At 60.4% G+C, this 21,024-nt stretch carries 17 protein-coding genes; 5 read left to right on the top strand and 12 right to left on the bottom strand.

Annotated elements, in window-relative coordinates; genetic code table 11:
- Window positions 1–58: 58 nt before the first annotated feature.
- The 6 genes from F8N80_RS02225 to F8N80_RS02250 are packed head-to-tail and all read right to left on the bottom strand — an operon-like array spanning window position 59 to window position 4,310.
- Window positions 59–1,741, bottom strand: coding sequence for an acyl-CoA synthetase family protein (locus F8N80_RS02225; RefSeq protein ID WP_150783133.1), 1,683 nt, complete (start codon window positions 1,739–1,741; stop codon window positions 59–61).
- Complete coding sequence (locus tag F8N80_RS02230; RefSeq protein ID WP_150783134.1) at window positions 1,738–2,283, bottom strand: hypothetical protein; 546 nt, start codon at window positions 2,281–2,283, stop codon at window positions 1,738–1,740. The genes F8N80_RS02225 and F8N80_RS02230 overlap by 4 nt, the downstream gene beginning before the upstream one ends.
- Entirely contained in the window at window positions 2,280–2,534 is a 255-nt protein-coding gene (locus tag F8N80_RS02235; protein ID WP_150783135.1) for an acyl carrier protein, read from the bottom strand. Before F8N80_RS02235 ends, F8N80_RS02230 begins: the two co-directional genes overlap by 4 nt.
- A 9-nt stretch (window positions 2,535–2,543) precedes the next feature.
- The gene (locus F8N80_RS02240; RefSeq protein ID WP_150783136.1) at window positions 2,544–2,819 is read right to left on the bottom strand and encodes a phosphopantetheine-binding protein; all 276 of its coding nucleotides are present in this window, start codon (window positions 2,817–2,819) and stop codon (window positions 2,544–2,546) included.
- Window positions 2,797–3,609, bottom strand: a complete 813-nt coding sequence (locus tag F8N80_RS02245; protein WP_150783137.1) for a lysophospholipid acyltransferase family protein — start codon at window positions 3,607–3,609, stop codon at window positions 2,797–2,799. Before F8N80_RS02245 ends, F8N80_RS02240 begins: the two co-directional genes overlap by 23 nt.
- Window positions 3,585–4,310: a beta-ketoacyl synthase chain length factor gene (locus F8N80_RS02250; protein ID WP_150783138.1), complete on the bottom strand. Its 726-nt coding sequence runs from the start codon at window positions 4,308–4,310 to the stop codon at window positions 3,585–3,587. Before F8N80_RS02250 ends, F8N80_RS02245 begins: the two co-directional genes overlap by 25 nt.
- A 352-nt stretch (window positions 4,311–4,662) precedes the next feature.
- On the opposite strand from F8N80_RS02250, the gene F8N80_RS02255 reads away from it, so the two are divergent.
- Entirely contained in the window at window positions 4,663–5,433 is a 771-nt protein-coding gene (locus F8N80_RS02255; protein WP_150783139.1) for a ParA family protein, read from the top strand.
- A gap of 126 nt (window positions 5,434–5,559) precedes the next feature.
- On the opposite strand, the gene trxC is transcribed toward F8N80_RS02255, so the two are convergent.
- A complete protein-coding gene (trxC, locus tag F8N80_RS02260; protein ID WP_150783140.1) occupies window positions 5,560–5,994 on the bottom strand; it encodes a thioredoxin TrxC in 435 nt (144 codons plus the stop codon).
- Window positions 5,995–6,189: 195 nt separating this feature from the next.
- On the opposite strand from trxC, the gene F8N80_RS02265 reads away from it, so the two are divergent.
- Complete coding sequence (locus tag F8N80_RS02265) at window positions 6,190–6,486, top strand: type II toxin-antitoxin system HigB family toxin (RefSeq protein WP_150783141.1); 297 nt, start codon at window positions 6,190–6,192, stop codon at window positions 6,484–6,486.
- Window positions 6,483–6,884 carry a helix-turn-helix domain-containing protein gene (locus tag F8N80_RS02270; protein ID WP_150783142.1) on the top strand — a complete coding sequence of 134 codons (402 nt, stop codon included), beginning with the start codon at window positions 6,483–6,485 and terminating at the stop codon, window positions 6,882–6,884. Before F8N80_RS02265 ends, F8N80_RS02270 begins: the two co-directional genes overlap by 4 nt.
- A gap of 6 nt (window positions 6,885–6,890) precedes the next feature.
- Here F8N80_RS02270 and selO read toward each other — a convergent pair whose 3' ends face one another.
- The 3 genes from selO to F8N80_RS02285 are packed head-to-tail and all read right to left on the bottom strand — an operon-like array spanning window position 6,891 to window position 13,529.
- Entirely contained in the window at window positions 6,891–8,354 is a 1,464-nt protein-coding gene (selO, locus tag F8N80_RS02275; protein WP_150783143.1) for a protein adenylyltransferase SelO, read from the bottom strand.
- A 48-nt stretch (window positions 8,355–8,402) separates the two neighbouring features.
- On the bottom strand, window positions 8,403–11,753 hold the full coding sequence (gene mscK / locus F8N80_RS02280; RefSeq protein ID WP_150783144.1) for a mechanosensitive channel MscK: 3,351 nt from the start codon (window positions 11,751–11,753) through the stop codon (window positions 8,403–8,405).
- Window positions 11,754–11,786: 33 nt separating this feature from the next.
- A complete protein-coding gene (locus F8N80_RS02285; protein WP_150748112.1) occupies window positions 11,787–13,529 on the bottom strand; it encodes a potassium/proton antiporter in 1,743 nt (580 codons plus the stop codon).
- A gap of 315 nt (window positions 13,530–13,844) precedes the next feature.
- Here F8N80_RS02285 and F8N80_RS02290 point away from each other — a divergent pair, with 315 nt between their 5' ends.
- Window positions 13,845–14,075 carry a hypothetical protein gene (locus F8N80_RS02290; RefSeq protein WP_150748111.1) on the top strand — a complete coding sequence of 77 codons (231 nt, stop codon included), beginning with the start codon at window positions 13,845–13,847 and terminating at the stop codon, window positions 14,073–14,075.
- On the top strand, window positions 14,072–14,374 hold the full coding sequence (locus tag F8N80_RS02295; protein ID WP_150748110.1) for a cell division protein ZapA: 303 nt from the start codon (window positions 14,072–14,074) through the stop codon (window positions 14,372–14,374). The genes F8N80_RS02290 and F8N80_RS02295 overlap by 4 nt, the downstream gene beginning before the upstream one ends.
- Window positions 14,375–14,625: 251 nt before the next feature.
- On the opposite strand, the gene F8N80_RS02300 is transcribed toward F8N80_RS02295, so the two are convergent.
- Window positions 14,626–16,428, bottom strand: coding sequence for an acyl-CoA dehydrogenase (locus tag F8N80_RS02300; RefSeq protein WP_150783145.1), 1,803 nt, complete (start codon window positions 16,426–16,428; stop codon window positions 14,626–14,628).
- 246 nt (window positions 16,429–16,674) lie between these two features.
- Complete coding sequence (gene putA, locus F8N80_RS02310; RefSeq protein ID WP_150783146.1) at window positions 16,675–20,625, bottom strand: trifunctional transcriptional regulator/proline dehydrogenase/L-glutamate gamma-semialdehyde dehydrogenase; 3,951 nt, start codon at window positions 20,623–20,625, stop codon at window positions 16,675–16,677.
- Between the last annotated feature and the right edge of the window lie 399 nt (window positions 20,626–21,024).

Raw genomic sequence — 21,024 nt, forward strand, 5'->3', positions numbered from 1 at the left:
GGAGCGGCGGTGCGACGATTCGACTTGCTCGCGAATGAGTGCGCAGCACTCACCAAGGTTACACATCGCCTGAAGCCTCCAGCAATATCCGCCCACTGGAACAGGTAGCGGTTTCATTGCGATAAGCGAAATACAGCTTGCCGCGTACCGGGTCAAAGCGCAGGTGCAGTTGGACTTCATCCCCCGGGCGCACCAATTGCTGGAACTTCAGCACTTCCATGCCGGCGAATTTTGCCGGCAGCGCCATCAATTGCTGGCCCAGCATAAGTGCCCACTCCACCTGCACCACGCCCGGCAATACCGGCGCCCGGGGGAAATGGCCACTGAAGTAGGCGAGGTCCGGTGGCACCGCCAGTTGCAGGCTCCACTCGCCATCGACTTCGACCTGTTCCAGCACTTCTGGCTCCTTTGGACGCGGCGCCAGCAGCAGGGCTTCAACGTCGGCCTGGGGCAGTTTGCCTTGGGCGCTCAGCGGCAGTTGCCGCAGCAGGCGCCAGCGGCGTGGCAGCGCAAGCGCTTCGCAATGCTGGCTCAGGTGCTGTCGCAGTTCGTGCGTGAGCGTACGCCGGCCCTGATTGCGCAAGGCATGCAGACCCTGTTCGCTGAGCACCAGCAGTGCACCCAGGGAGGCGCGGTTTTCCTGAACCACGCCGAGGCGCGCTTCGGCAACCCACTCGTGTTCCATCAACGCCTGTTCCAGCATCGGCAGCGAGATACGTTTTTCTTCCAGTTTGACGATCCGGTCCAGTCGCCCGAGCAACTCGAAGCGGCCATCGGCGGCGATTCGCGCGGCATCCGCGGTGTGTTCGACATGACCGGGCGGCAAGTAGGGCGAGGCAATGAGCAGCGCGCCGTCACTGTCCTGGCTCAACTCGATGCCGGCAAAGGGCTGCCAGAGATCGTGTCCCTGCCGCCAGGCAATACCCCCGGTTTCCGAACTGCCGAAGATTTCCGTTGGCCATTGGTTCAAGCGTTTGTGCAAGCTGTGAGCGGCCTCGACCGGCAGCGCACCACCGGAGGAAAACACTCGCCGAACGGCACTCAAGGCCGGCCAGTCGAGATTGTCGCTCATGCGCTTGAGCAGCGCCGGGCTGGCGACCCAGGCAAATACCGGGTGTTCGCGGCTGGCGCGCTGCAAATCTTCCGGAAAAGCCAGTTGCCTGCGCATGAACGGGCGCCCGGCGCACAAAGGCCACAACACCCGGAACAGCAGACCGTAGATGTGCTGGATGGCAACGCTGCCGATGATGCAGGCCTGACCCAGATCGGCGCCCCACAGATGCTCCAGCGCTTCGACTTCATTGGCCAGCTGGCGCAGGCTTTTGTCGATGCGCTTGGGTTCGCCGCTGGAACCGGACGTGCACAAGCTCAGCTGGCAGCGATCCAGATCCAGCGTGGCAGCGCTCAGTGGCGAATGCCGATAATCTCTCGGGTGTGCGTCGTCGACCTGATCGGTCAGCCACAGATCGACTTCCCTCGACCAGCGCTGGCGAGTCCGGGCTTGCAAGTCGGCAGGCAGCAGCACGCTGACCCCGGCACGCCAGGCGCCGAGCAGGGTAATCGCCAGGTCGGCGGCATCTTCGAGGTGCACGGCAATGCGCTGCACGCCCTGGGCCTGCAGGCTGGCGGCCAGGCTCAATGCCTGCTCGCACAGTTGCGCGTGATTCAGCGCCGGCCCTGCCGTCACGGCACGTGCCGGCTGAGCCTTGAGCAACAGGTGCTCAAGTTTTGTCCAATTCATGGGTGGCCTCGTACCCGTTGTCGCATGAGCCATTCAATGGCAAACAGCAGGCCCATCAATCCGTAGGAGATCAAACCGGTATACAACATCCACCACTTCAGCGGCGCCCAGAGTGTCAGGGCGGCGGCGAGCAAACCGTTACAGAGGAAGAACACACACCAGACGATGGTCACCTGGCGGGTATAAACAATCGCCTTCGCCGGCAGCTGCGGTTCACGCAGTCGCGCCAGCCGTTCGACCATCGGCGGGCCGTATTTCAGGCTCAGCCCAAACAGCGCGAGCATGAACGCGCTGATCAGTACCGGGTACCAGCGCAGCAACAGCGGGCTGTCCGACAGAGCCAGTAGCAGACAGAAAGCGATCGCGCCCATCGCCATCCACAGGCTGCCGGGCTTGCGCGCACCGAGCAGGGCCCGGGCCAGCCACAGGCTGCCCAGCAGCAGGCCGAACTGCCACGGGGCGAAATGCTCCATGCCGAAATACACCGCAAAGGGGTACAGCAGGCCCGCCAGCAGCAGGCCAAGGCCGATCAATCGACTCATGCGGCCGGGTGAACCAGACGATAGACCGCCTCGACCACGTCGCTGACGGTACGCACTGACTTGAATTCTTCGGCGGCGATTTTCTTGCCGGTCTGGCGTTTGATGTGATCGATCAGGTCGACTGCGTCGATGCTGTCGATTTCCAGGTCCTGGTACAGGTTTGATTCGAGGCTCACACGCTCAGGGTCCAACTCGAAGAGTTCGACCATGGCATCGCGCAGGGTGTTGAAAATTGCTTCACGAGTTTGCATGGTCCGGTCTCAAGCTGCCTGTTTTGCGGTGACGAACGCCGCAAGGCTCGCCACATTGCTGAAGTGATTGCGCGTGTCCTTGGCGTCGGCGTCGATCTTGATGCCGTACTTTTTCTGGATCGCCAGGCCTAGTTCCAGGGCGTCGACCGAATCCAGGCCCAGGCCTTCGCCAAACAGCGTCTGGTCATCGCCAATGTCGTCGACGCTGATATCTTCAAGGCCCAAGGCGTCGATGATCAGTTCTTTGATTTCCTGCTTGAGACTAAGAGTGTGTAGTTCGCTCATCTTCGGCGAGCTCCTTGATAAAGTAATGGTGCAGATAATCGTTGAGCTTGCGCGACGCCTGAGGAGCAGGGCCCAGCGCAGCGAAGGCTTGTGGGTCTATATCGGCCCCGACACGGAAACTGAAGTGCACGCGGCGTTTGGGGATCCGATACCAAGGCTCGGCCTTGGTCAATGTGGTGGGGTTGACCTTGATGATCACCGGGGTGAGGATTTTCGCACCGCGCAATGCGATCGCCGCCGCACCCCGATGAAAGGCCGGCGCATGGCCTGGCCGGGTGCGCGTGCCTTCGGGGAAAATGATCAGGGTCTGGCCGCTTTTCAGCGCATCCGCCGCCGCATCGAGCATGTCCATACTGCCATCGTTGCTGATGTATTCAGTGCGGCGCAGCGGATCGCGGGTAAAGGGGTTCTCCCACAGGCTTTGCTTGACCACGCAATTGGCATGGCGCACCAGGCCGATCAGGAACACGACGTCGATCAGCGACGGGTGGTTGGCGATGATCATCTGCCCGGGTCGACCGAGCTTTTCAGCACCCTGGATGTCGTAGGTCAGCACGCCGGCGCGGGCCATGAAACGGACGAAAAACCAGAAACATCTACTGACAGTTTGCCGGGCCCGCAGCCGATGCTTGCGGGCATCGCCGGGCAGGCAGCTCAGCAGTGGAAAAACCACCAGGCGCAGGCACACCCCGCCCAACCCGAACAGGGTGAAGCTTGCAGCGGTAGCCAGCAGGCGCCAGTAATAGGCGTCGCGGTTTTTATCTGTTACAGGTTGCGTTGCCAGGTCCATACACGATTTTTCCAGGCATGTTGGCAGGTAGTCTGCTGGCCGAGCAGGGTACGCAAGAGATCAAGGGCATGGGGCCAGTGGGCTTTGGACAACGCATCCGGGTTGCTGTTCAGGGACAGCTGCCAGTCATTGCCCGGAGTAATCAGCAGGCCGACCGCGTAAGGGAACGGCACATCGTCGATCCAGGTGGAATAGGCTTGGGGTGGCTGCTCTTCGGTAACCACCAGCAGGACTGCCGTCGCACCTTCGGCAAGCAATGCCGCGGCCTCTAGCATGCCGTGTTCAAGGCCGTCTCCGGCTGCCGCAAGGGCGGTCATCTCACTGGTTTCGCCACGCATGATCGACCACAGGCCGATCACCGCGTTGTGCACCGACAGGCTGAACTGGGTAGGGGACAGCGGTTGATCGGCCGCCAGTTCGCTGAGGATTTCAAAGGTGCGCGGGGTTTCGCCGTGGCGGGAAATAAAGACCAACGGCAAGTCCTGACGCCCCTCTGCCAATGGCCAGCCAACACTGAATGCCATCCGCGCCAGGCGGCTGAGTCGCCGGCGCTGCATGGCCGGTAGAAAAGAGACGTCGGGGGCGGCATCGCTGCCCGGGAGCACGACCGGTTGTCGGCACCAGGCCTGCCAATCGTCCACGCTTTCGAGCCCAGGGGCCCACGCGCGCCATTGGGCGATGTTGAAGTTAATCACAGACATTCATCCCGCCCCTGCGGGCTTCCTTGACGCGGTGAATCGCAAAAACAGCGACAGACGCTACCGTGGCGCATTACGCCGAGTGGCGCGCATTATCGCGGTGCGGCGAGCCCGTAGCAAATGCTGGTTACATTTTGCTCAACAAACGGACCGGTTGGTGCGCATCGAGCTTCGTATGGCCATTATCCATAGTGCGTCTGTCATGTCTGTCGGCTCATTTTGCGATCAGTGCATGACTTCGCCGCTTTTTCATCAAGAGATCGCACCTGACTGTGTAGTCCCTTTACCGGCGAGGTAGCTAAGCAGCGCCGTGGACTACTACACTCGTCATTCTTTGATACACGGAGGTTTTGACATGCGGCGCGTGGTGTTCAATCAGAAAGGTGGCGTAGGCAAATCGAGCATTGCCTGCAATCTGGCGGCGGTCAGCGCCAGCGAGGGTTATCGCACCTTATTGGTGGATCTCGATGCCCAGGCCAACTCCACTCAGTACCTGACAGGGCTCACCGGCAATGACATTCCGATGGGCATTGCCGATTTCTTCAAGCAGACGCTGTCTTCCGGGCCGTTCTCGAAAAAAAGCCAGGTCGATATCTACGAAACCCCGTTCGACAACCTCCACGTCATCACTGCCACGGCCGAGTTGGCTGACTTGCAGCCCAAGCTTGAGGCCAAGCACAAGATCAACAAGCTGCGTAAATTGCTCGAGGAACTGGACGGCGACTACGACCGCATCTATCTCGATACGCCGCCAGCTTTGAATTTTTATGCCGTTTCGGCATTGATCGCCGCTGATCGCGTGCTGATCCCCTTCGATTGCGACAGTTTCTCGCGTCAGGCGCTGTACGGCCTGCTGGCGGAGATCGAAGAATTGAAGGATGACCACAATGAAGGGCTGGAAGTCGAAGGCATAGTCGTCAACCAGTTCCAGGCCCGTGCCAGCCTGCCCCAGCAAATGCTCGACGAACTGATTGCCGAGGGGTTGCCGGTGCTGCCGGTGTATCTGGGCAGTTCGGTGCGCATGCGTGAGTCGCATCAGGCCAACACGCCGCTGATCCATCTCGATCCGCGGCACAAGCTGACCCAGCAGTTCGTCGATTTGCACAACCTTCTCGAAAACACCTGATGACCCATGTGGGAGCGGGCTTGCTCGCGAATACGGTGTGTCAGTCACCATAGATGTCGACTGATAAACCGTATTCGCGAGCAAGCCCGCTCCCACAATTGGTTCTCGGTGGCTATGACAGTGTGGTCAGATCCCCTGGCTACGCAACCAGCTCATCAACTGCGGTAACGGGAAGGCCCCGCTCTGGCGCGCCACTTCCCGGCCGTTCTTGAACAGAATCAGGCTCGGGATCGAGCGAATCCCCAACTGCGCCGACAACTGCTGATTCGCCTCGCTATCCAGTTTCGCCAACCGACACTTGCCTGCCAACTGGCTGGCGGCCTGCTCGAACACCGGGGCAAACGACTTGCACGGCCCGCACCAGTCCGCCCACACATCCACCAGCAACGGCAGGTCTCCCTTGATCTGACTGGCGTAATCGCTTTGCTTCAATTCGAACGGTTTGGCCAACAGGACCTCGGCCTTGCACCGGCCGCATTTTGGATGGTCGTCGATTCGTTCGGCGGGAATGCGGTTAAGGCCATTACAGTGGGGGCAGGGGATGAGCATTGGATCGGTCATGAGAGGGGTCCTGTTAAGAAGCCGATCCTTCCTATTTGGAGACGTTTGCTCATGTTTTCAATCGAGGGAAGTGGCGCAGCCTGTCTAGGCTCAGAGAACACTGACTTCACCATTCGTCTGCTTGCCAATATCGCAACTTGCGATATTGGCGATCTGTGATTAACTCACTATAGCAAATTGCGATAAGGAGATTGCATGCATGTGTTCGCGGAAAAACGAATCTGGGAATCCAAGGAAAAATGGCCAAAGGCTGCGAGTGCGCTCGATGAATGGTATCGATTGATCAAGCGAAACAAACCCGGTGATTTTGCCGCAATGAAATCGCTGTTTCCTGCAACCGATAAGGTTGGTGAGTTTCATGTGTTCGACATTGGAGGAAATAAACTGCGATTGATTGCTGTCGTGAGGTATCAGCCACAGAAGCTGTACATCAAACACGTGTTGGATCACCGCGAGTATGAACGGGGTAAATGGAAGGAGAAGAGACAATGAGTGTACTGATCAAAAAAGCTGCTGAGCATTGGCAGTTTGTGTCGCCGGTACTGCGCAAACCAAAAAACGAAGACGACTACGACGCGCTGGTCCAGGCGCTCGATGAATTGCTCGAGATGACCGGTGAGGATGAGTCACATCCTCTGATGAGTCTGGTGGATATCATCGGCGACTGGATTGAGGAATGGGACCACAAGCATCGCCCGATGCCCGTAGCCAGTGGCGTAGACGTCCTTCGTTACCTGATGCGCGAACATGGCCTGAGCCAAAGCGAGCTGCCCGGCGTAGGCAGCCAGTCGGTAGTCTCCGAGATCTTGAGCGGCAAGCGCCAGCTCAACCTGCGCCAGATCCGCTGGTTGGCCGAGCGCTTTGGTGTGTCGGTGGAGACCTTTATCTGACCAGCCTCACGACGAGCAACTGATCTCCAGATGCTTGCCCCATTCCGGCGGCCGCTCGGCGTAACCCTGCATTCCCGGCTGCTCCTCAAATGGATTGCTCAGCACCGCATGCAGTCGACGAACTTCCGAGTAGTCGCCACTTTGCGCTGCATCGATGGCTTTCTGCGCCAGGTAATTGCGCAGGATGTAGATGGGGTTGACCGCATGCATCCGTTTGCGGCGCTGTTGCTGATCGACTTCGCCATCACGGGCGACTCGCGCGACGTAGCGTTCACCCCAGCCATCAAAGCCCTTGATGTCGACGAAGTCATCGCGCAATCGGGCGAGCGCCTGCTCAGGTGATTCATCCCCCAGGCGGCGGAAGAACAAGCTGTAATCGACGCCGCTGTTCTGCATCAGTTGCAGCAGGTGCTCCAGCAATTTCTGGTCATCTTCCTCGGCGGTGGTGAAGCCCAGACGTCGGCGCATCAGGTCCAGGTAGTGGGCCTGGTACAGCGGGAAGTACAGGCCGAGGGTTTCGCGCAGGGCCTCGACGCTGATGAAGGGCGTCAGGGTCTGGGCCAGGGCGCTGAGGTTCCACTGGCCGATCGGCACCTGGTTGCTGAAGGAATAACGGCCCTGGTCATCGGAGTGGTTGCAGATGAAGTGGGCGTCGAAGTCGTCGAGGAAGGCAAACGGGCCATAGTCGAAGGTTATGCCCAGGATCGACATGTTGTCGGTGTTCATCACCCCGTGACAGAAGCCATAGGCTTGCCACTTGGCGATCAGTTCGGCGTTGCGCTCGACGATTTCGCGGAACATCGCCAGGTACGGTTCCGGTTGTTCCAGGCATTGCGGGAAATGCATGGCCAGCAGGTGGTCGCCGAGTTCTTTTTGCTTCTCGGGGCGTTTGGTGTAGTAGAAATATTCGAAATGCCCGAAGCGCACATGGCTGGGGGCCATGCGCAGGACCATGGCCGCGCGTTCCTGCGTCTCGCGCCAGACCGGGGTGTCGGAGCCGATCACGCACAGCGCGCGGGTAGTCGGGATGTTCAGGGCATGCAGCGCTTCGGAGGCGAGAAACTCGCGGATCGATGAGCGCAGCACCGCGCGGCCATCGCCCATGCGCGAAAAAGGCGTCTGGCCCGCGCCCTTGAGGTGCAGGTCCCAATGCTCGCCGGCTTCGTTGTACACCTCACCCAGCAACAAGCCGCGACCGTCGCCCAACTGGGGGTTGTAGGAACCGAACTGATGACCGGAATAGACCATTGCCCTTGGAACCGCATCGGCCCAGAGCTTGTGGCCGCTGAACAGCTCGGCGAACTCCGGGGTTTCGGCCTCGGCCGGGTCGAGGTCGAGCAGGGCCATGGCGGCGGGGCTGGCGACCACCAGGCGCGGATTATCGATGGGCTCGGGCAGCACATGGACGGAAAACGTATCGCCCAGGCGGGCGAAACGGTTATCGAAGGTCAGTTCGTCGAGGGCTTTCAAGGGCCATCTCCAGCAGAATGTCCGAGCATTCTGCTGGGGACAGGCCGGTTAGTCGAGCTTGGCGGCTGGCGGCACTTGAGGCACTTGAACATCCGCCTTGGGCACGATGGTCTTGGCTTCCGGCTCGATTGGCACCATCTTGTATTCCTGACCCTGGATGTTCTTGAGGTAAACCTCCATCTGCCGGAACGAAATGTTGATGTGCTGCTTCTTGAATTCGCGGTTGATGAAGCGGTTGACCTCGTCGAGCACCGGGTTGCGGTCACCGAGGTCGCGCACATGCATGCGCAGCTCGTGGTCGAGGGTGCTTTCACCGAAGTTCAGGAAATACACCTGGGGTTCAGGCTCTTTGAGTACCCGCGGGTTTTCCCGGGCAGCCTTGAGCAGCAGTTCCTTGACCAGGTCGAGGTCCGAACCGTAGTCGACACCGAGCTTGAGGGTCACCCGGGTGATGGTGTCGGTCAGGGACCAGTTGATCAGTTGCCCGGTAATGAACGTCTTGTTCGGGACGATGATGTCCTTGCGGTCGAAGTCGGTGATGGTCGTGGCGCGGATGCGAATCTTGCTTACCGTTCCCGACAGGTTGCCGATGGTGATCGTGTCGCCGATCCGCACCGGGCGTTCGAACAGGATCATGATCCCGGAGATGAAGTTGGCGAAGATCTCCTGCATGCCGAAACCCAGGCCCACCGAGAGCGCTGCCACCAGCCATTGCAACTTGTCCCAACTCACGCCGAGGGTGGACAGGGTCGAGACGAAACCGATACCGGCGATCACGTACGACAACAACGTCGTTGTGGCATAGGCACTGCCCTGGGCCAGGTTCAGCTTCGACAGCACAAACACTTCCAGCAAACCCGGCAGGTTGCGTGCAAGCGCAAAGGTGATGCCGATGATGATCAACGCGCCGAGCATGTCGCCGATGCTGATCGGCACCATGCTCATGTTGGCGCCGGTGCCGCTGGTGTATTCGTAGAGGGTGATGTTGTCCAGGTACGAGAACACCGAGATCAGGTCGGACCAGACCCAGTACAGCGCTGCCATGAACCCGCCAAGCAACGCCAGGCGGATCAGGCGCAGGGACTGTTCGTTGACCTTCTCGATGTCCAGGGTCGGTTCTTCGATCACCACTTCGCCGTCGCCCGCTTCCTTGGCGGCCTGGCGTTTGGCCAGCGCGCGCTGATAAGCCAGGCGTCGGGCTGCAACGCTGAGACCGCGTACGAACGTGGCTTCGATGACCAGCCAGAACATCAGCAGGTAAAGGGTATTGATCAATCGGTCGCTGAGTTTCAGTGCGGTGTAGTAGTAGCCGAAGCACACCGCCACGAACAAGGCGACCGGCAGGGCGGTGAACAGGACGGCCACGGCCTTGCGGAACAGTGACGCGTTCTGATGGGTCGGGCTGCTGGTCAACAAGCGGCTGAGCAGCCAGGCCATCAAGGCGTAGCAGGTGAGCACCACCGGCATGCCGAGCACGTCGTCGGCCAGCCCCGCCGGTTGCAGCTCGGCGACGGCCACCACCGCGACCAAGGCCATTACCACCAGCCCGAGCCGGCGAATCCAGCCCTGGAGGAATTCGACCTGGGGCTTTTCCCAACGGAAATGCAATTCGGCCACGCCGCCGGGTGCGAGGATCCGGTAGGCGGTGTAGAACACCAGCCAGGCCTGGGCCATCTGCAGCAGCGCCGCGCCCATGTTGGCGTTCTGCCCGCGAGCGTCGATCTGCAAGGCCAGGCCGCACAAGGCCAGGCCCAGGGCGACCGGCATTGCCAGCAAAATATTGATCAGGATCGCTTGAGGCGTGTGCCACTGGCTGTCGCGCTTGAAGTGGCCAATGTCCTGGTGAACCTTGTTCAGCTTGGCGTACAAGCTCGTGCGCCGCCACAGCAGGGCGCCGATCAGCAGCGCCAGCGGCAGGAACAACAGCGGTCGCTGGGTCAGGCCGTCGGTCAATTCACTCAGGCTCGAAGACCACGGCAGTGTGGTCACTTGTCGTTGCAGGCGCTCCGGCACGGCGCGGATCCATTCAGGATCAAGCGGCTTGTTGCTGGCAATCCAGAACATCTGCTCATCCAGCGTGGCCCTGAGACTTTGCGCAGTGCTGAGCAGTTGCTTTTGATTGAGTTGCAGCGTGATGGATTCATTGAGCACCGCGCTCAGTTCGCGGTTCAGCCGCTCCAGCAGGTCGGCGCGGGTGGTGGCCAGTTCCATCAGGCTCTTGCGCAGCTGCGGGGTGACTTGCTCGGGCGGCTGGGCCGCCAGCAGATTATCGACGTACGTCGCCGGGTTGCTGAGCAGTTCCCGTTGCTGGCTGACTTCGAACTGGTACAGGCGGATGTCGGCGATCTGGTCGGCCAGGTCGCGGTCGACCTTGAGGTGCGGCAGGCCCTGTTTCTGCTTGTAGAGAATCTTGGAGAGCAGCAGGCTGCCCTTGAGCACGTTGATTTGCTCATCCAGGGCTGAATCGCTCTGGGTCACGTTGTCCAGCTGTTGTTTGGTCTGCAGGTTCTGCTGGGTGACTTCGTTGAGACGGTCGGTGCTTTTGAGCAGGTAGTCCGAAAGTTTCAGGTTGGCCGCACTTTCGGTGGCCAGCAGAACGCTGCCTCCGGACTTCTGTGCTTCGATGGACTGCTGGGTCACCGTCTCCTGGGACTGGGCCAGGCGTTTCTGGCTGATCAGGTTTTGCAGCTCCTGGATTTCCCGTTCCAGGCGGTCGGATTTCTCCGAGAGCAAGTCATGCTGGCTATTGCCCAGATCCTGCAGCTGACTGTTGCCGGCCAGTTCCTGGCGACGCAGGAGGATCAAGGCATTGAGCGCCGCGAGTTCGGCATTGAGCTGGTCGCGTTGCTCGCCGCTCAGGGTCTTGCCGTTGTCTTTGCCGGCCTTGAGGATGTTGTTGATCTGCTGGATGCGCGTCTGGCTGGCGGAAATTTGCGCCTGGGCGCGCTCGGGGCGGGTTTGGGCAGTAATGACCAGGCTGTTGGCGTTGGCCAGGGCTTTTTGCAGATCGCTTTGCTGGGTCGAGCGCTCGGTCAGCAACTGCTCAAGCTGCTGAATCGACTCTTTGGCGTAGCGCTGCGCCACCGGCACCACGCTGGTGGCCTTGAGGCGAGTCAGTTCACGCTGATTCTCGATGTTCTGCTTTGGCGCGGTGGCCAGTTGTTGCTTGAGCTCAACCAGCTTCTGTTCGTAATCACGCTTACTGGTGAGCTGTGTCAGCGTGCTTTGCAGAGTGCTCTGCAGGGCTTTTTGATCGGCTTCCGGCAGTTTGCGCTCGGCGATCTTGTCCAGGTTTGCCTGCACGGCGTCGCTGGACGGCGGCTCGGCCGCTTGCAGCGTACCGACAGAAAGGCTCAAGCCCAGCAGGGCCATGACGAAAAAGGTGCGCAGGGTTGACATAGAGACCGATCGAAACAAGACGAAGAATTGAGTTTAGAGGAACAAGCCCGGGCCTGGGCGACTTCCTTCGGGGAATCTGACGCCCACTTTGCCGATCTTGTTCCCTTCCATGACCGCGACGGTCCAGATGGTGTTGTTCCACTCCACCTGGTCACCGACTACTGGCGCACCCCCCACTTTATGGGCAATGAAGCTGGCCAGAGTCATGTCCGGATCGATGCCTTCGACTTTCAACCCATATAGCGCCGCAACCGCAGTCAGCTGGGCGTCTCCTTCAAGTACGAAGTCACCGAAAAAGCGCAAATCGAGGCCCCGTTGCGGCGCCTGACTGAAGAGTTTTCCGAGGGCCGACAGGTTGTGTTCATGGCCGATTACACAGAGCAAATCATCGACTTCGAGCACCGTACTACCCGACGGATGGAGCAGTTGCTGCCCCCGAAACAGTGCCGCGATCCGGGTACCTTCGGGCATTTTCAGTTCGCGAAGGGGTGAGCCGATGCACCATTTTTCGGCACCGAGGCGATAAACGAACAGTTCCCACTCGCTGGTGACGTGGACTTCCAGGGCGGCCCGGGAGATCGGCGCGGGCTCCGGCGGAACGGTCACCTTCAGAAGCTTCGCCACCCAAGGCAGGCTCGTGCCCTGCACCAGCAGCGACACCAGCACGATAAAGAAGGCGAGATTGAAGTAAAGCTGGGCGTTCGGCAGGCCCGCCATCAGCGGGAACACCGCCAGAATGATCGGGACCGCGCCGCGCAAGCCTACCCAGGAGATGAACGCTTTTTCGCGGCCATGGAACGCCTTGAACGGCAACAGACCGACCACTACCGACAACGGCCGGGCAAACAGAATCATCCACAGCGCCAGGCCCAGGGCGGGCAAGGCGATCGGCAACAAGTCGTGGGGCGTCACCAGCAGGCCCAGCACCAGGAACATCCCGATCTGGGCCAGCCAGGCCATGCCGTCGAGCATATGCAGGATGCCATGGCGGCTGCGCACCGGGCGGTTGCCGATCACCAGGCCGCACAGGTACACCGCGAGGAAGCCGCTGCCGTGCAGGGCGTTGGTCAGGGCGAAAACAACCAGGCCGCCGGCAATCACCAAAATCGGATAGAGGCCGGCGGCCAGGTTGATGCGGTTGACCAGTTGCAACATGACCCAGCCGCCGCCCAGCCCGATCACTGCGCCGATGCCGAACTCGCGCACCAGATGCCCGAGCAGGCTCCAGTGCAGCCCGGTCTCGCCGCTGGCGAGCATATCGATCAGGGTCACGGTCAGGAACACCGCCATCGGGTCGTTGCTGCCGGACTCGATCTCGAGACTGGCGGTCACCCGTTCGTTCAGGCCTTTGCCACCCAGCAGCGAGAAAACCGCTGCAGCATCGGTGGAACCGACGATGGCGCCGATCAGCAGGCCCTGAATCAGGTTCAGGTCGAACAGCCAGGCGGCGGCCATGCCGGTCAGCCCCGTAGTGATCAACACCCCGACCGTGGCCAGCGACAGCGCGGGCCATAACGCAACGCGGAAACTGGAGACCCGGGTTCGCAAGCCACCGTCGAGCAGAATGACCGCCAGTGCGAGGTTGCCGACCAGATAGGCTGTCGGGTAGTTGTCAAAAATAATACCGCCGCCGTCGACACCGGCGGCCATGCCCACGGCCAGGATGATCACCAGAATCGGAATGCCAAGGCGGGAGGAAAGTGAACTCACCAGAATGCTCGCACCTACCAGCAACGCGCCGATCAAGAACAGGCTGTTGATGGTGGTAGCATTCAAAGGCAGTACTCCAGAAAGCTGAAAGGCGGGCACAAACTGACCATGCAGTCTGCGTGCCAGCGATTCTAACCTGTTGAAATGTGATGCTGTCAAAAAGCTTTTCGGCAGTAGAGGCCCAAGGCGTTCCGGCGTTTTTTATCATACAACCGTCCTGGCGACGAAGTGCAGGAACCAGATGGGCCAAACAGAGTCTCTACAGTTCGCGAGGAAGGTCGTCCGCCAGCAAAATCAAGGCTTGCGCCGGGATAACCCTGGCATCCGCAGTGACTTTTCCTTTATCGTACGCGCCCTTTTCAAATGCCTGGAAAATCAAAAATGTTGGAAGCATCCCTAAGCCAATTGGAACAACTGGTCAGCGATCTGGTGCAACAGAACCAATCCCTGCTCGCCACCAACCAGACCCTGAGCGCAGAACTGGCCCAGGCCAAGGACGAAAACGAAAGCCTGCAATTGAGCCTGATGGAGCAGGAAGAGAAACAAGGCGCCACCACGGCCCGCATCCAGGCCCTGGTTGAGCGTGTCAGCGCCGGCCCTGTCAGCGCATGAATCACGGCACCGCAGGGGTAAAAGTCGTCTCGATCCTGGGGGAGGACTATTCGATCAGGGCGCCGGCCGGGGAAGAGCAAACCCTGCTGGACGCCGCGCTGATGTTGAAGGCCGCCCTGGCCGACACTAAAAACAAATACCCGACACTGATCGGTGACCGCTTGTTGGTACTGGCCGCGATGAATCTGTGCTCTCAGCAGATCGAAATGCGCAAAAAGCACCGCCAGGAACTCGACCGTTACCAAGAGCAAGTCAGCGCCACGGTTGAAGTGATCTCCAAGACGATCAATCAGGCCTGATTTTAGGATTGATGGGAAGTCAGAGCTTGCCGTGAGGGTTGTCAGACGTTGCAGCAGTTGGCGGATCATCTGGCGCGGCAGATGGGTGGGTTCAAGTTGAGCTGATGAGTCGTCTTTACGGGCCTCTTCGCGAGCAAGTCGGATCGCCGCACCGCCGCTCCCACATTTAACCGCGCTGTCTGGTCGAACGCGGACCACTGTGGGAGCGGGCTTGCTCGCGAATGGATTTCAGCAGCACAATAAGTCTTCAGTCAGAACCACTCATCCTGCATCGCCAGACACACATCATCCCGAGCCTCAAGAATCGCCAGCTCATGGTGGCAACCCGGTACTTCCCACGTCAGGAAATACCGTGCCGCTTGCAGCTTGCCTTTATAGAAGTTCACATCTGCCGCATTGCCTTTGGCCAGCCCTTCCTCGGCGCGAATCGCCTGCTCCAGCCAGCGCCAGCCAATCACCGCATGCCCGAACACTTTCAAGTACAGCGCCGAGTTCGCCAGGCTGCTGTTGACCTTGCCTTGCCCCAGATCCGTCAGCAGGCCGATGGTCACCGTTTGCAGGCGCGCCACCAGTTGCTCCAAGGGCTCGCGCAACCTGGTCAGCGACCCATGCGCCTGTGCCCGCTCGGCAGTGTCGGCGATCAGGCGGATCAGTTGCTTGAGCCCCGCGCCGCCGTTCTGCGCCAGTTTGCGTCCCAGCAAATCCAGCGACTGAATGCCGTGAGTGCCCTCGTGGATCGGATTCAGGCGGTTGTCGCGGTAATACTGCTCCACCGGATATTCACGGGTGTAACCGTGACCGCCAAGAATCTGGATCGCCAGTTCGTTAGCCTTCAAGCAAAACTCCGATGGCCAGGATTTGACAATCGGCGTCAGCAAATCCAGCAGCTCATGGGCTTGTTTGCGCTCGGTTTCGGTCTCGAGGGTTGTGGTGTCATCGAACAGCCGTGCGGCGTACAGACCCAGGTCAAACGAGCCTTCCACGTAGGCTTTCTGGGTCAGCAACATGCGCTTGACGTCAGCATGCGCAATGATCGCCACCGGCGCAGTGTTCGGGTCTTTGCTGTCCGGGACGCGACCTTGCGGACGTTCGCGGGCGTATTCCAGCGAGTACAGGTAACCGGCGTAACCTAGCATTACCGCGCCCATGCCGACGCCAATCCGCGCCTCGTTCATCATCTGGAACATGTAGCTCAAACCGTGGTGCGGCTTGCCCACCAGGTAGCCGACACACTCGCCGTTGTCGCCGAAGTTCAGCGCGGTAGAGGTCGTGCCGCGCCAGCCCATCTTGTGGAACAGCCCCGCCAGTAGCACGTCGTTGCGTTTGCCCTGGCTGCCGTCATCGTTGACCAGAAACTTGGGCACGATAAACAGCGAGATTCCCTTCACGCCGGCCGGTGCCTCCGGCAACTTGGCCAGGACCATGTGCACGATGTTTTCCGACAACGGGTGATCGCCGCCGGAGATGAAGATCTTGTTGCCCTTGAGTCGATACGTGCCGTCGGACGCCGGCTCTGCGCGGGTGCGAATATCCGACAACGACGAACCGGCATGCGGTTCGGTCAGGGCCATGGTGCCAAAGAAGCGTCCATCGATCATCGGCTGCAGGAAGCGCTGCTTCTGCTCATCGGTGCCGAAACTTTCAATCAGGTTGGCCGCGCCCATGGTCAAAAACGGGTATGAGGTCGACGCCGCGTTGGCCGATTGAAAGTGTGCGAAACAGGCCTGGGACAGCAGGGTAGGGAGCTGCATGCCGCCCGCATCGAAACTGCGCGCCGCATTGAGGAAGCCGGCTTCGAGGAAAGCATCCACTGCCGGCTTCACTTCCGGAATCAGAATCGCCTGACCGTCTTCGTAGCGCGGCTCGTTTTCATCGCCCTTGCGGTTGTGCGGGGCGAAGAATTTTTCGGCGATGCTGCGAGCGGTGCCGAGGGCGGCGTCGAACGTCTGGCGATTGTGCTCGGCGAAACGCTCGCGCTGGGTCAGGCCCTCGGCATCGAGGACTTCATACAGCTCGAAAGCCAGATTGCGGGAACTGAGCAGCGTCTCGGACATGGCGGCCTACCTTTTTTTGGAATGAACCGAGTCTAGGCGTGGAGAGGACGGGGTGAACAGGATGATTGATGAGCGTGATGGTGCAGTCCGAGCACCGCTGATCAAATGTGGGAGCGGGCTTGCTCGCGAATGCGGTGTAACAGTCAATGTTGATGTCGACTGACACTCCGCATTCGCGAGCAAGCCCGCTCCCACAAGGGTTTTGCATTCCAGGCGTCCATTGCGGACGCCTGGTTTTGAAGCGATTTAGCCGATGGTCATCAAGCTCGCATTACCACCCGCCGCAGCCGTGTTAACGCTCAGCGCCCGCTCGATCACCAGGCGCTCCAGCGCAATGCTGGTTTCGCCTTGCGACAGACCATGAACCCCGACAATCGCCCCGGCACGCTTGGCCACTTGCTGGCACACCGCACGCAGCTGATCGGAATGTCCATGATGCAGAACCGCATCAAACACCACTTCATCCTTGTTCCAGTCGGCAACCAGCTTGATGCGTGCCTGAACGTCCTTTGGCAGACGGGCGAACACTGCCTTGGTCAATTCCGCTTCCGGCCACACTGCCGAACCGCCTACCGCCAATACCGCTGCGAGTTGGGTCAGCAGATCGCCTTCGACGTCCGCCAGGCACAGCACGTGTTCACGCGGCAGGATGGCGTAGCTGTTGCGTTCGCCGGTCGGGCCTGCCAGGACACGCGTGATCCCGCTTTGCGATTGCGCTGCGAACTGCACGCACAGGGTGCTCAGGTCGGCGAACGTGTGTTTATCCGCCCAGGCCTTCAGGGCCGTCAGCGGTTTGCTCATGGCATCGCGCAGACGAACATCCGGTGCCGTGATAGCGTCACCGCGAGCGAAGGATTGTTCGATCGCATCGGCAGGACGCGTGGACAGCAGGCGGTACAGGTACAGCGGACCACCGGCTTTCGGGCCAGTGCCCGACAGACCTTCGCCGCCGAACGGTTGCACGCCAACCACGGCACCCACGATGTTGCGGTTCACATAGACGTTACCGGCGTTGACGTTGTCGATCACCTTGGCGATGGTCTCGTCGATACGGGTGTGCACACCCAGCGTCAGGCCATAGCCGGAAGCGTTGATCTGAGCGATCAGCTGGTCGATGTCTTTGCGCTTGTAGCGAACCACGTGCAGCACCGGACCGAAGATCTCCCGTTGCAGCTCGTCGAAGCTTTCCAGTTCGATCAGAGTTGGCATCACGAAGGTGCCGCGTTTGACTTCTTCGGTATTGGCGATGGCCACCTGGTACACGCTGCGACCTTTGTCGCGCATGCCCTGGATGTGCTTGTCGATACCCGCCTTGGCTTCGGCGTCGATCACCGGGCCGATGTCCACGGATAAGCGCTCCGGGTTACCGAGACGGCATTCAGCCATGGCGCCCTTGAGCATTTCGATGACGCGGTCGGCAGAATCTTCCTGCAGGCACAGGACCCGCAGCGCCGAGCAACGTTGGCCGGCGCTGTCGAAGGCCGACGATACAACGTCGATCACGACCTGTTCGGTCAGTGCGGAGGAGTCGACGATCATCGCGTTCTGGCCACCGGTTTCGGCGATCAGCGGGATTGGGCGACCCTGGGCGTCCAGACGGCCCGCGACGTTGCGTTGCAGCAAGCGAGCGACTTCGGTGGACCCGGTGAACATCACGCCTTTGACCCGATCGTCACCGACCAGGCGGGCGCCAACGGTTTCGCCACGGCCCGGCAGCAGTTGCAACACGCCTTGCGGAATTCCGGCTTCGAGCATCAAGCGCACGGCTTGAGCGGCGACCAGCGGGGTTTGTTCCGCAGGCTTGGCCAGTACCGGATTACCGGCAGCCAAAGCAGCAGCCACTTGCCCACTGAAAATCGCCAGCGGGAAGTTCCATGGGCTGATGCAGACGACCGGACCCAATGGGCGGTGGGCGTCGTTGCTGAAATCGTTGCGCGCCTGCACCGCGTAATAACGCAGGAAGTCCACGGCTTCACGCACTTCGGCGATGGCGTTGGCGAAGGTCTTGCCGGCTTCGCGAGCCAGCAGGCCCATCAGTGGCTGGATCTCGCCTTCCATCAAATCGGCGGCACGTTCCAGGATCGCGGCGCGTTCGGCGGGCGGGGTGGCCTGCCAGATCGGCGCAGCATTCAAGGCGCACTGGATCGCGTTGTCGACGTCGTCGACGGTGGCTTCCTGGACATGGCCAACCACGTCGCGCAGATCGGACGGGTTCAAGACGGGCGCAGGGGTTTCAGTGCTGGAGGCGCAACCGAGCATCGGCGCGGCTTTCCAGTGGTTATGAGCGGTGGCCAGCAAGGCGCACGACAGGGAAGCCAGACGATGTTCGTTGGCCATGTCGATGCCGCTGGAGTTGGCGCGCTCGGCACCATACAGGTCGCGGGGCAGCGGGATGCGCGGGTGCGGCAGGCCGAAGCCGCCTTCCAGCGTCGCCATCTGCTCGATGCTGGCCACTGGATCGGCCACCAGCTCCTGAATCGAAATGGACTGGTCGGCGATACGGTTGACGAACGAGGTGTTCGCGCCGTTTTCCAGCAGGCGACGCACCAGGTACGCCAGCAGGGTTTCGTGGGTGCCGACCGGTGCGTACACGCGGCACGGACGGTTCAGCTTGCCTTCGGAAACTTTGCCTACAACCTGTTCGTACAGCGGTTCGCCCATGCCGTGCAGGCACTGGAACTCGTACTGGCCCGGGTAATAGTTCTGACCGGCGATGTGGTAAATGGCCGACAGGGTGTGGGCGTTGTGCGTGGCGAACTGCGGGTAGATGACTTCCGGTACCGACAGCAGTTTGCGGGCGCAGGCGATGTAGGACACGTCGGTGTACACCTTGCGGGTGTAGACCGGATAGCCTTCCAGGCCTTCGACCTGGGCGCGCTTGATTTCGCTGTCCCAGTACGCGCCTTTCACCAGGCGGATCATCAGGCGATGACGGCTGCGGCGAGCCAGGTCGATCACGTAGTCGATCACATACGGGCAACGCTTTTGATAAGCCTGGATCACGAAGCCGATGCCGTTCCAGCCGGTCAGTTGCGGTTCGAAGCACAGGCGCTCGAGCAGATCCAGCGACAGCTCGAGGCGGTCGGCCTCTTCGGCGTCGATGTTCAGGCCGATATCGTATTGCTTGGCCAGCAGAGTCAGCGACAGCAGGCGCGGGTACAGCTCCTCCATCACGCGCTCGTACTGCGCACGGCTGTAACGCGGGTGCAGGGCCGAGAGCTTGATGGAAATGCCCGGGCCTTCATAAATCCCGCGACCGTGGGACGCTTTGCCGATCGAATGGATGGCTTGTTCGTACGAGGCCAGGTATTTCTGGGCGTCATGTTCGGTCAGTGCAGCTTCACCGAGCATGTCGTAGGAGTAGCGGAAGCCCTTGGTTTCGAACTTGCTGGCGTTGGCCAGGGCTTCGGCAATGGTTTCGCCGGTGACGAACTGCTCGCCCATCAGGCGCATGGCCATGTCGACGCCCTTGCGGATCATCGGCTCGCCGCTCTTGCCGATGATGCGGCTCAGGGACGAAGTCAGGCCGGCTTCGTTGTGGGTGGCCACCAGTTTGCCGGTCAGCAGCAGGCCCCAGGTGGCGGCGTTGACGAACAGCGACGGGCTGTTGCCCAGGTGCGGATGCCAGTTGCCGGTGCTGATCTTGTCGCGAATCAGTGCGTCGCGGGTGCCTTTGTCCGGGATACGCAGCAGCGCTTCGGCCAGGCACATCAGGGCCACGCCTTCCTGGGACGACAGGGAAAATTCCTGCAACAAACCCTGGACAATACCGGCACGGCCGCCTGCGCTCTTCTGATTGCGCAGTTTCTCGGCAATCGAGGCGGCGAGTTTGTTGGTGGCGTCGCACATCGCAGCCGGCAGGCGAGCCTGTTCGATCAGCATCGGCACCACTTCGGGTTCCGGGCGACGGTAGGCGGCAGTGATCGAAGCGCGCAGCACCGATTGCGGCAGAATGCTTTCGGCAAATTCAAGGAAGCACTGGTGGGCGTGATCCAGCGGCACGTCGACGGCTTCGTCGGAATCCTTGGTCAAACCGTTCAGCTCGGTCAGGGTTGCACCACCCTCGAGTTTTTCCAGGTAATTGAAAATTGCCTGCTTGATCAGCCAGTGCGGCGTGCGGTCAATCGAGGTCGCGGCGGCCTTGAGGCGCTCGCGGGTCGGGTCGTCAAGTTTGACCCCAAGGGTGGTGGTAGCCATATTTTTATCCTCATGTTTGCCACGACCGCGTGGCATCAGCTGGCGGCAAGATTAGCTGCGCAGCTTGCGAGGTGCAACCGGGTGCAACCCTTTTTTTGTCGGAATGTTACGCAGCTCGTCAGGAAATAAACTGCGCGACGGTCGTATCGTTTCTGCTTGGTGCATTTACTTCTGGTAATGAGCTCTGACTGCCCTAAAAGGGCGCAAAAACAGGGCTTTTGTCGATAAATCCGACTAGGTGCAACTTATTCCCGAGAAACTGGTTGCACCTTATTTGCTTTGTTGAATAGCATTCGGGCCCAAGGTGCAACCGGTCTGAAAGTCAGGTGTGCCGGCTGATGGCTTTCCTGGGGAAACATCAGTCATAAATGCGCGGGATCCAGGATCGTCTGTCAAACG

It is taken from the genome of Pseudomonas fluorescens, from assembly GCF_902497995.1.
GTDB lineage: Bacteria > Pseudomonadota > Gammaproteobacteria > Pseudomonadales > Pseudomonadaceae > Aquipseudomonas > Aquipseudomonas fluorescens_BK.

What these genes read in the sequence shown, in the direction of transcription:
- F8N80_RS02225 (WP_150783133.1), bottom strand. Translation starts at nt 1,741, where the DNA reads ATGAATTGGACAAAACTTGAGCACCTGTTGCTCAAGGCTCAGCCGGCA.
- F8N80_RS02230 (WP_150783134.1), bottom strand. Translation starts at nt 2,283, where the DNA reads ATGAGTCGATTGATCGGCCTTGGCCTGCTGCTGGCGGGCCTGCTGTAC.
- F8N80_RS02235 (WP_150783135.1), bottom strand. Translation starts at nt 2,534, where the DNA reads ATGCAAACTCGTGAAGCAATTTTCAACACCCTGCGCGATGCCATGGTC.
- F8N80_RS02240 (WP_150783136.1), bottom strand. Translation starts at nt 2,819, where the DNA reads ATGAGCGAACTACACACTCTTAGTCTCAAGCAGGAAATCAAAGAACTG.
- F8N80_RS02245 (WP_150783137.1), bottom strand. Translation starts at nt 3,609, where the DNA reads ATGGACCTGGCAACGCAACCTGTAACAGATAAAAACCGCGACGCCTAT.
- F8N80_RS02250 (WP_150783138.1), bottom strand. Translation starts at nt 4,310, where the DNA reads ATGTCTGTGATTAACTTCAACATCGCCCAATGGCGCGCGTGGGCCCCT.
- F8N80_RS02255 (WP_150783139.1), top strand. Translation starts at nt 4,663, where the DNA reads ATGCGGCGCGTGGTGTTCAATCAGAAAGGTGGCGTAGGCAAATCGAGC.
- trxC (WP_150783140.1), bottom strand. Translation starts at nt 5,994, where the DNA reads ATGACCGATCCAATGCTCATCCCCTGCCCCCACTGTAATGGCCTTAAC.
- F8N80_RS02265 (WP_150783141.1), top strand. Translation starts at nt 6,190, where the DNA reads ATGCATGTGTTCGCGGAAAAACGAATCTGGGAATCCAAGGAAAAATGG.
- F8N80_RS02270 (WP_150783142.1), top strand. Translation starts at nt 6,483, where the DNA reads ATGAGTGTACTGATCAAAAAAGCTGCTGAGCATTGGCAGTTTGTGTCG.
- mscK (WP_150783144.1), bottom strand. Translation starts at nt 11,753, where the DNA reads ATGTCAACCCTGCGCACCTTTTTCGTCATGGCCCTGCTGGGCTTGAGC.
- F8N80_RS02290 (WP_150748111.1), top strand. Translation starts at nt 13,845, where the DNA reads ATGTTGGAAGCATCCCTAAGCCAATTGGAACAACTGGTCAGCGATCTG.
- F8N80_RS02295 (WP_150748110.1), top strand. Translation starts at nt 14,072, where the DNA reads ATGAATCACGGCACCGCAGGGGTAAAAGTCGTCTCGATCCTGGGGGAG.
- F8N80_RS02300 (WP_150783145.1), bottom strand. Translation starts at nt 16,428, where the DNA reads ATGTCCGAGACGCTGCTCAGTTCCCGCAATCTGGCTTTCGAGCTGTAT.
- putA (WP_150783146.1), bottom strand. Translation starts at nt 20,625, where the DNA reads ATGGCTACCACCACCCTTGGGGTCAAACTTGACGACCCGACCCGCGAG.